This is a genomic window from Bacillus sp. GMs2/2 (genome assembly GCF_050172095.1).
Classification (GTDB): domain Bacteria; phylum Bacillota; class Bacilli; order Bacillales; family Bacillaceae_G; genus Bacillus_A; species Bacillus_A cereus.
In genome coordinates this window covers 1-207 of record NZ_JBNLYE010000809.1, presented here as the reverse complement: position 1 = coordinate 207, position 207 = coordinate 1, and the positions used below count along the sequence as shown (strand labels likewise).

Below are 207 nucleotides of genomic sequence, written 5' to 3'. Positions count from 1 at the left end.
GCTTTTCCAATCTACATTCCCTTCATATCCTAATAAATCTTTCTTATGACGAATAACTACCCCGCGATCCATCCCACGATTTTGTAGCATTTTCACGTCAAAATTATCTCGTTTTAATTCCCCGCCCCAACGATTTACAAATGAATTGTCTTGACTAGAATCCAGTAATGCTTCCACAGGATTTTTGCGGACCATGCGTGCACTTGA

At 40.1% G+C, this 207-nt stretch carries 1 protein-coding gene; it reads right to left on the bottom strand.

What is annotated here, in order from left to right; translation table 11 throughout:
• Positions 1-207: phage tail spike protein (locus ACQGS6_RS29640; protein WP_426966121.1), on the bottom strand; the 207-nt coding region annotated here is incomplete at both ends.